1 protein-coding gene is annotated in these 206 nt (G+C 50.5%); it reads left to right on the top strand.

The features are described 5' to 3' along the window. Positions 1-206 (top strand): hypothetical protein (locus tag ACXAFR_RS27720; protein ID WP_475183486.1); only part of this gene is annotated, 206 nt, incomplete at both ends.

Raw genomic sequence — 206 nt, 5'->3', positions numbered from 1 at the left:
CCAGACAGTCCTGGCGTATCAACCGTTGCGTATGTGCTGCCAGCGGATTCAGATGACGTTCTTCAGGTCGCTCGCGTTGATGAAAGTCTGAGGTCACCCGGTGTCATTATGCTGGAGCGTTTTCGTCACGATGATATTCCGGTTACCAGTGATGCGAATTCATTGACGGAAAGTTTCTCAGGATATCTTGGTGATTGGCTGCCTGA

It is taken from the genome of Pseudomaricurvus sp. ABR4_320 (assembly GCF_056159445.1).
Note: the sequence above shows the minus strand (reverse complement) of the source record. Positions and strands in the feature narration are given on the sequence as shown.